This window comes from Nostocoides japonicum T1-X7, assembly GCF_001046855.1.
Lineage (GTDB): Bacteria > Actinomycetota > Actinomycetes > Actinomycetales > Dermatophilaceae > Nostocoides > Nostocoides japonicum.
Map to the genome: position 1 here is coordinate 1857869 of NZ_HF570958.1, position 9170 is coordinate 1867038.

A 9170-nucleotide genomic window follows, 5' to 3' on the forward strand; every position below is an offset into this window, starting at 1 on the left:
AGTGACAGCCCGGCCTTCACGGACCTCGGGTTGTTGCATCGGTCGCCGGTCTGTCGGCGCCGGTCGAGGTGAGCGTCTGTCCGCGGCCGGGCCCCAGGGTGATGCTGCTGGTCTGGTTCAGCGCGTTCTTGGTCGCCACGGCGGTGGTCGGCCCGGCCGTCGCCGGCGTGTACGTCGTCGTCGTGGTGTGACCCTGCGCATCGGTGACGCCGATGGCCCGTCCCACCACGTCGTATGCCGTCCTGCTCGTCGTCAGGTACGTGCCCGCCCCCGAGGCCCAGCCGGTCAGCGCCTGCTGGGCAGTCGGGTCGCCACGGGTCAATGTCGGCGTCGCCGACCACGTCGTCGCACCGTCGTACAGGGTGCGGCTGCCCGAGAGCAGGTCATCCGGCAGCGTCGGCGTCGCCGAACACGCATCGCTGACCGTGCTCACGGACGTCACCGCGTCAAGGATCCAGTGCGCGGTGTCGTTGGCATACGTCGTCGTCGTGCACACCGTGCCCGCATCGTTGGTGGCCCGCTGCTGCGTCAACGGCTGGCCGTGGGAGTTGTACGTCGACGTCGTGTCGACATCCTCATAGCCACCCGAGTGCTGGGTCCGGGCGTCGGACTCCTTCACGGTACGGATCTTCGCCGTGCGCACCCCGTCACTGGCGGCCGACCCGCTCAGGACGGACCGGCCCCAGACACCGAACCCGCATGCTCGGCCCTGGCCGACTGGGCAAGCCGCAGCGTCCGCGCCAGACCCGCGGCCGACACCGAAGATGAGCCGGATCGTGTGAGAGGTCTTGACGTACGAGATGCCCTTCATGAGCGGGGATTCCGGACCGTAGACAAGCCCGATTCTCCCGTCCCACAAGGGCATCTCTGCGTTACGCCACACCCACACCCCGACCCTCGCCGGGGAATCAGGGCTCAGCTCGTGAATGGCGCAACCTCGACATCCTCGATTTCACCGGTGGAGCCGTCTGCCACAACAGTTCCGGTGCATACCGATGATACCGGCTCCGTAATCTTAGGCGTCCCCGCGCCACCGGGCGCGGCGGGCGGACATGACCCCACGTTGCCACTAAAGACATAGGAAGGAACGCCAACCACAGATCGAGACGCGGAGTTCGTGGACGCTAACAAAGGTAGAGCTTCATAAATACCCGATTTCACGACGAGGGTATCCGAATCGGCAACCCACTGCGCCGAAGCGCCATCCTTTGCTAGAAGCTCGCGGACTTGATCGGCGTCCAAAGAGAAAGTAATGCCGGCCGGGGCTGGCACCAACAAGCCCCCCGATTTGTCCGCGAACGCCGGTTCAGGTGTCTTGACCGGGATGGGGGTTAGGGTGGGTGTTGGAAGCCCCCCTGATGAGGAGACTGCGTCTCTGGGGCTTGCGCAGCCGCCCAGCAAAATAGCCAGGCTAAGTCCAAGTGCCAATCCCATAATGGATCGAGCGTGACTCGTCTTCATCTTCACCCCTAACGCATGACGACATGACCGATGTGCATTCTTGCTAGAACGGGTTCGTCCATACGCGGATATGGTCACAGCCCGAGGCATTGGCGAAATATCGGTTTGGACTAGGAAGATTTGAACTGTACTTGCTTAAGTAGCAAGGAATAGGAACTTGTGCGCCATCGGACACGCGGTAGATGCCCATGGCTGAAATATCAGCTTTTGCATAAACGCTGCCTGGAATATCGTTTGGACCACTGTGGTCAGTTTCCCCGAAGAACGTCGGCTGGAACGACCAGCCCAAAGTCCATGGGTCGTAGGGCATGTAGTTACTAAGGGCGATGGGGGTAGGTTGCGACGTCTGCATGCTCAAACCATGGCCACCTGGGGGATAAGGACCAGCAGCGCCTGTATAATACACATTCGCTGTGACCTTAACTCCCTGAGTCACGCACGCGCCCAGATGGCGAGTGAAGCCAGCGCCGATGTTGTACTCGTTGTAAAGTCGCATACACCCTGACGTGTTGTCATACATGTATCCGGCTTGAGCGTAATGATTGCTCACTCCATCATCTTGCAGCATTACCCAGGCCGTGGACCACGTGTACGGATACGATAAGTTGCTGCACACGGGACCATTACGCGCCATTATGTACGCCGAGACGCCCTCAGGCGTTTGACTCCAAGAAGAGGGTAGGCTCGTGTAGCCCGCATAGCCGATTTGCGCTGGAGACTGACTCCCGCAAGTTGACGCAAACGCGGGAGTTGCAATTGTGAGGTATCCCCAGAACAAAGTCGCGGGTATCAACAATACGACGGTAGAAATGCTCAGCCTGCGGCGGTGGGCCTTGAACAACCCTTGAAACATCTCACTCCTCAAGACATCAGACAACCGCCTGGGAAGACATGGGCGCCATCCCAGGTACGCACGATACTTGCGGCTTCCTTCGCCGTCCGAACAATACGCAGTGCTGTTGTCATAGTGGAAGTGCGCAGGGGAAGGGTGGAAGTGCGCAGGGAAAGGCTGGTCCGCATTGGGCCGCGCATGCGCTTAGCACAGCATTCTAACCAAGCCATAAACCACGCCTCCCTGGCCAACGCTGGTTCAACGAGCCCATCTACCATGGGAGATATTCACCCCGCTTTTCCAACAGAACTCCGCCCCACGTGGGTGCTCGCGCCACACGCGGCTTGTCTGGACAGTAGACCTCAGTCCGGGTGCTGCGATGGAATCGTTACTTGGTTGTGATGTGCCAGGTGAAGCACGACGGATGTGTACCACCTGATGTGCGATATCTCAGTCCGGATCCACTGAGGCTTCTCATCGGGGTCGGCTGCGGGGGTGCGGATCTGCTGTGGTGTCAGTGTGACTGGCATGTCGTGAGGGGCACGTGGGGTCCAGGGGTTCAGAGTTGGTTTCGACCAAGAAGCCCGCTCGCCCGAAGGACCCCACGGGCTGACCTATCGTGCCACCACCCGAGTGCTGGGTCCGGGCATCGGACTCCTTCTCGGTGCGGATCTTCGCCGTGCGCACAGACCAACCACGACGAACGCGGCCTGGACACCCTGGACTACGGGCCGGTCCTGGACACCACCGGGGCCCCCGGCGCCGGACTGGTCGCCGTCGACGACGGGTCGGTCCCGCAGAAGGTGACCACCAGTTACGACGGCGCCGGTCGACCCGTCCGGGTCGACACCCGCACCGGCGCCGGGTCCGCCTCCTGGCACACGACGACGACGACCACCAGCTACGACGGGAACATCACCACCACCGTCCCACCGGCCGGTGGGACCCCGCAGACCGTCACGACCGACGCGGTGGGTCACACCATCACCCTGCGGCAGTACACCACCGCCGCCGGTGCTTCCGGCGCCGGCCAGGACACCCACTACGGCTACCGTGCTGATGGACTGTTGACGGGGATGACCGACCCTGCCGGGGACACCTGGACCCGTCGGTACGACATGCAGGGGCGGCTGGTCTCCTCGGTCGACCCCGACACCGGCACGACCACCACGACGTATGACGATGATGGTGACGTGGCGACCACGACCGACGCCAAGGGCCAGACGCTGGCGTACGTGTATGACGCGCTGGGCCGCAAGACCGCCGAACATGCCGGCACGGCGAGTGGGACGCTGCTGGCGTCGTGGGGGTATGACACCGCGACCGGTGGGGTGGGGCTGCCGGCGTCGTCGACGCGGTATGTCGACGGGGACGCTTACACCCGCAGCGTGACTGGCTATGACGGGCAGGGTCACGTGACCGGGACGAGTCTGGTGATCCCGGCGTCGCAGGTCGGGTTGGCGGGGACGTATACGACGGTGTCGACGTATAACGTGGATGGTCAGGTGAAGAACTATCTGATGCCGACGGTCGCGGGGATCACCGCGAACGCGATGAACTACGGCTACACGGCCAAGGGGCAGCCGGCGAGCCTGACGATCGGTGGCGCCCCGGGTGGGGGTGGGGTGACGGGCACGACGTATTCGGCGTATGGGGAGCCGTTGCTGGTGCAGGCCGGGGTGGCGAACGCGAACGTGTACTACACCTACGCCTACGCCGACGGGACGCGCCGGTTGGCGCAGGCGTCGGTGTCGCGGTCTTCGGGGTCGGGGGACTTGGCTGATGTCGTCTATGGCTGGGATGATGCGGGGAATCTGGTCAAGGAGGCGGATACGGTCACCGATGCTGGTGCGGGCCCGGTGGGGACCGACACCCAGTGCTTCACCTACGACCCGCTGAGGCACCTGACCGGCGCCTGGACCCCCACCAGCGGCGACTGCACCACCAGCCCCTCGGCGGCCGGGCTGGGCGGGCCCGCCCCCTACTGGGACCAGTGGACCTACGACAACGCCACCGGCACCCGCACGACCGCCACCGTCACCGCCGCCGGCGGCGCTGCCACGACGACCAGCTACGCCATGCCCGCCCACGGCGACGCCCAGCCCCACACCCTGAAATCGGCCACCACCGGGACGACGAGCACCAGCTACGGCTACGACGCCGACGGCAACACCACCACCATCACCCCCGCCACCGGCACGCCCACCACCTACGGATGGGACACCGAAGGACACCTGGCCACCACCAGCGGCCCGGCCGGGGACACCAGCAACATCTACGACGCCGACGGGGCCCTGCTCATCGCCAAGGACGCCACCGGCTCCACCCTGTACCCCGACGCCACCACCGAGATCCGCCACGACACCGGCACCGGCGCCACCACCGTCACCCACGCCTACAGCTGGTCGGGCAAGACCGTCGCCCAGATGACCTCCACCACGGCGGGGAACACCCTGACCTACATCGCGACCGACCCCCAGGGCACCGGGCAGGTCGCCATCGCCGCCCAGCAGACGGCCGTCACCGCCGTCCGCCGGTTCGACCCCTTCGGCAACACCCGCGGCACCACTACCGGCACCTGGCCCAGCAGCCACACCTTCCTGGACCACCCCCAGGACACCACCACCGGCCTGGTCCACCTCGGCGCCCGCGACTACGACCCGACCCTGGGCCGGTTCCTGGCCCCCGACCCCCTCATCGACCTGACCGACCCCACCCAATGGAACCCCTACCAATACGCCGACAACACCCCCACCACCCTCACCGACCCCACCGGCACCAAACCCGCCTGCCTCGACCAAGGCTCCTGCACCACCTACAGCAACGGTCACGGCGGCATCACCACCACCACCCACGGCCACGGCTACCTACCCTTCCACCCCAACCCCCACGGCCCCTGGGCCGGCAACCCCCATGGCGGCGACACCTACACCCAACCCGGCGACAACCCCCACTACCACCCCACCAGCACCGGACACCCCCAACCCACCCCCCACCCCACCATCACCCCCGCCCAAGCCGCAGCCGCCGCCCAAGCCGCCAACCGCCAAGCCAACACCACCAACGCGCGAGCAGCCAGTCAGGCCTCTGCGAAGTCGGGATGGCTCGGCCTATCCGGGGGTACGTGGACCAAGATAGGTATCGGGCTGGGAGCCGTCGCACTGGCGGCAACCGGCGTCGGAATCGCCGCAGACCTCGGCGCATTCGGCGCGCTTAGGCTGGGGGCAGAAGGGGCCATCTCATCCAGTAGTGCGATCGTTGGCGCAGGTGCTGGCATTGTCGCCGCGGGAGTCGATATGCCCGGTTGCCTTCACGGCGACCGGGTTGCCTGCGGGGGCGCAGCTATGGGTGGCGGGGGAGTTCTGTATGCGGTCCCTGCTACTGCCATAGAATTGGGATGGGTCTCCTTCGAAGGCGATGAGGATGTTTCGCGCATGTTTAGCGGTCAGGCAGGACTGTTGGGAGGCGGTGGATTGGCTATCGATATGTACGGTGCCTCTCATGGTTAAGGTAACTCTTAGAGATACGGGCTCACAATCTGATTGGGAACCGCGGATTGGGAACGTCGCGGCCTCCAGGCTCGTTGTCTCCAAGATGTGGGGGAAGTGCTTCGTGACGATCTCATTTGTAGCCCTGATCCTTGTCATCGGGGCATCCTTTATTGTTTCTGACTCTATGCAGGCTCTCATCATCTTAAGTGGCTTGATCCTCGTTCTGGCTGTGGGCACCTTATGGTTCGCCTTTACGGTCAAGGCCCTTTCGTCAGCGCAAGAGTATCTACAGGAGATCGGTATCTACGACTCTTCCCTTTCCTCCCGTGCGTTTCGTACTCCCGGAACCTTTGACGCCTGGTTGGCCCAACGCGACTGCGGGAAGCCTAGTAGGTAGTCCGATTCCTATGGCTGGGATGACGTAGGGAACTTGATGAATGTGGAGGACACGATCATCGATGGCGATGCGGGCCGGGTAGGTACCGACACGCCGTGAGGTCTTCTCGTAACTGTTCAGGCCCCCCGGGCCGCCAACCGTGCAAGTTCGTGGCTCGCCCTTGTGGCGGGCGCTCAAGCAGGGAACAATGCAGTTGAATATCTCATGCTTCAGTCGAGCGTAAGCATCGAAATGACTGACAAGATGCAGGCACACGTATTGGATGGCGAATACGAGTCTACCGGCTTGCTAAAGGGCCTTCGCTGGGGTGGGTACGCCCTCGCTCCAGCTGGTGGAACCCTCGACGGCATTGCCGCCTACAACAAAGCCTTGGAAGACGGATCCTCGCCAACGATCGCGCGACGAGCAGGTGTTGCGACCGGCGCGGGCCACACCGCCTCGTACGCTGCCGCTGGCATTGCAGCGGAATCGTCCGCTAGCTTCCTAAGCATGGCCCTAGCAGGGGGTGAAGCTGGAGCTGCAGGCGGTTCAGTATTGCCAGGTCTCGGGACGGTCGGGGGGGCGGTAGGCGGGGCCGTTGTAGGGCTGACCGTTGCGGCTGTGCTCAACTGGGGCGTGAATGAGGGCGTCCACCACACCATCTTGAACAATGGGTAAACCCATCGCTATCGCCGTCTTAGCGCTTGCGGCTTGGGGAGTAGTACTCTTCATCCACGGCCTTCAACTGTTAGGCTCCCCAAGCGCTTTGCGACGAGAGGCTACCTGGCGAGGCCGTTATCTCCGACAGACCAGGGAGTGGAGTTTGGCGCTTGCCGCTACGGGATGGTTGACGGGGCTAGGAATTTTCTTGTCATCTCTGGCGTGGGCCCCGGTCGCGGTCGCAACCTTACTGGGTTCAGGAACACAGGGCCTTATCGATAGTTATTTTGGCACGATCTTCACCGTCTTCGTTATCGGCTTCCTTTGCATATTTGTCGGCATCTTGATTGCGTGGACGCATTGGCCACCCGGTCTGCTACCGCGATCGGTGCGGAGTCAACCGTCTCCTCTTGTGACCCGACTGGAACGGCTTCGCAGCAGTAAGTCGCGTCGAGGTTGAACCGCCCTGAAATCCCCGGAGAGTGCTGATCTAGCAAGGGAGACTGCGTTCATGTCTGCACCGAAGAAGTATGACCAGGAGTTCCAGGACCGGGCGGTGGGGATGTACCGCGACCGTCGTCGTCAGGACCCGGGGGAGTTCAATCTGGGCGCCCGCCGGCACCGTCACCACGGCCACCACCGGGTCGGCGGTCACCAGCTACGGGTACGACGCGGACGGGCGGACCACCACCGTCACCCCGGCCGGTGGCGCCGGGACCGGGTACACGTGGGATGCCGAGGGGTACCTGGCCGTCAGCACCGGCCCGGCCGGGGACACCAGCAACATCTACGACGCCGACGGGGCCCTGCTCATCGCCAAGGACGCCACCGGCTCCACCCTGTACCCGGACGCGACCACCGAGATCCGCCAACCAGAGACAATCGCCAGCAGAGCCGAGACACCCCGCGATGAACTCAGCACACACGCCGGGAGCCAGTGCTGCTTGTCGCTTGCCAAGAGCACGTCTGGCGGTAGGGGCGCTTCATGTGCTGCAGATCCGCGACGCTGCGGAGCGCTACCGTGAGGGGCCGGTGGGCGACGTCGACACGAGGCCCAGCACGGCGTCGACGACGGCGGGGTGGCAGGCCAGGGGCGCGGTGAACGGCATACCGAGGTCGGTCGCCTGACGCGCCAGACGCTCCTGGAAGAAGCCGGGCGCCAGGAGGTAGCTCACCGCGACGGCCCGCTCCCGGGCGTCGGCGGGGAGGGCCGCCCGGGCCTCGGCGAGGGTCGGCGACGCACCGTTGAGGAAGGCCGGCTGGACGGGGATGCCGAGCCGGCTCTCGAGCTCGTCGGCCACCGACCACACCTGGAGCCGCGCGCAGTCCCGCGACGACCCCGCTGCGACGAGGACGACGCCGCTCGCCTCGACACCCGATGCGGCGGCCGTCTCGGCGAGCCGGTCGGACAGGGCTGGCAGCAGCGCGGGCGACGGTCCGAGCGGTGCGGTGAGCCGCGCGCCCGGGTGGTCTGCGGCGATGGCGGGGAGGTCGGTGCGGACGTGGTACCCGGACGCGAGGAAGAGCGGCACGATCGTCGCGTGGGGGTGGCGGGCCAGCACCGGGCCGACACGAGGCTCGACGACATCGGCATACGCGAGGTCGACGACCACCTCGGGGAGGCGGGCCGCCACGGCGTCCCGGATCCGCTCGGACACGCCGCGGCCGACCGGGTCCTCGGTGCCGTGGGCGACGAGGACGACGCTCTCGGACGTCACCGGCGGGAGACCGGGGGCTCGGCCGACTCCCACGCCGGGCTCAGCCGCACGACGTCGCCGACGACGATGACCGCGGGCGCCGCGACGCCTACCTCGGCGGCTCGCGCCGCGATCGTCGAGAGCGTGCCGACCGTCGTCCGCTGGTCGGGCCGGAAGCCCCGCTCGACGACGGCGACCGGGCACGCCGCGTCCCGCCCGTGGGCGACGAGCTGCGCCGCGGTGCGCCCGAGCGCGGCGACGCCCATGAGGAGGACGAGCGTGTGGTCGCCGCCGGTGGGCAGCTGAGGGATCTCGTCATGGCCGGTGACGACGGTGAAGCCGCGCGCCACGCCACGATGGGTGACCGGGATGCCGGCGGCCGCGGGAACGGCCACCGCGCTCGTCACGCCGGGGACGACCTCGACGGGTATGCCATGGGCCTCGCAGGCCTCGCGCTCCTCACCGCCGCGGCCGAGGACGTAGGGGTCACCCCCCTTGAGCCGGACCACGGCGTGGCCCCGAGAGGCCTCCTCGACGAGGATCTCGTTGATGCGCTCCTGAGGGACGGGGTGATGCCCGGCCGTCTTGCCGACGTCGACGACCCGCACCGACTCCGGGAGCCGGTCGACGACCCCCCGCGGGGCGAGCCGGTC

At 65.7% G+C, this 9170-nt stretch carries 5 protein-coding genes; 1 reads left to right on the forward strand and 4 read right to left on the reverse strand.

Annotation, left to right across the window (positions count from 1 at the left end; all coding sequences use genetic code 11):
• Positions 1–16: 16 nt before the first annotated feature.
• Positions 17–619, reverse strand: a complete 603-nt coding sequence (locus BN12_RS08330) for a hypothetical protein (protein ID WP_157635411.1) — start codon at positions 617–619, stop codon at positions 17–19.
• A gap of 885 nt (positions 620–1504) precedes the next feature.
• A complete protein-coding gene (locus tag BN12_RS24405; RefSeq protein ID WP_157635412.1) occupies positions 1505–2011 on the reverse strand; it encodes a hypothetical protein in 507 nt (168 codons plus the stop codon).
• Between the two features lie 1085 nt (positions 2012–3096).
• Here BN12_RS24405 and BN12_RS08335 point away from each other — a divergent pair.
• Positions 3097–5802, forward strand: a complete 2706-nt coding sequence (locus BN12_RS08335; RefSeq protein WP_048551613.1) for an RHS repeat-associated core domain-containing protein — start codon at positions 3097–3099, stop codon at positions 5800–5802.
• 2034 nt (positions 5803–7836) lie between these two features.
• Here BN12_RS08335 and BN12_RS08350 read toward each other — a convergent pair.
• Both BN12_RS08350 and cobA read right to left on the reverse strand, forming a co-directional pair.
• Positions 7837–8538: a sirohydrochlorin chelatase gene (locus tag BN12_RS08350; protein WP_162233070.1), complete on the reverse strand. Its 702-nt coding sequence runs from the start codon at positions 8536–8538 to the stop codon at positions 7837–7839.
• On the reverse strand, positions 8535–9170 hold a 636-nt coding region (gene cobA, locus BN12_RS08355; protein ID WP_048551618.1), incomplete at its 5' end, for a uroporphyrinogen-III C-methyltransferase. The genes BN12_RS08350 and cobA, both read right to left, overlap by 4 nt.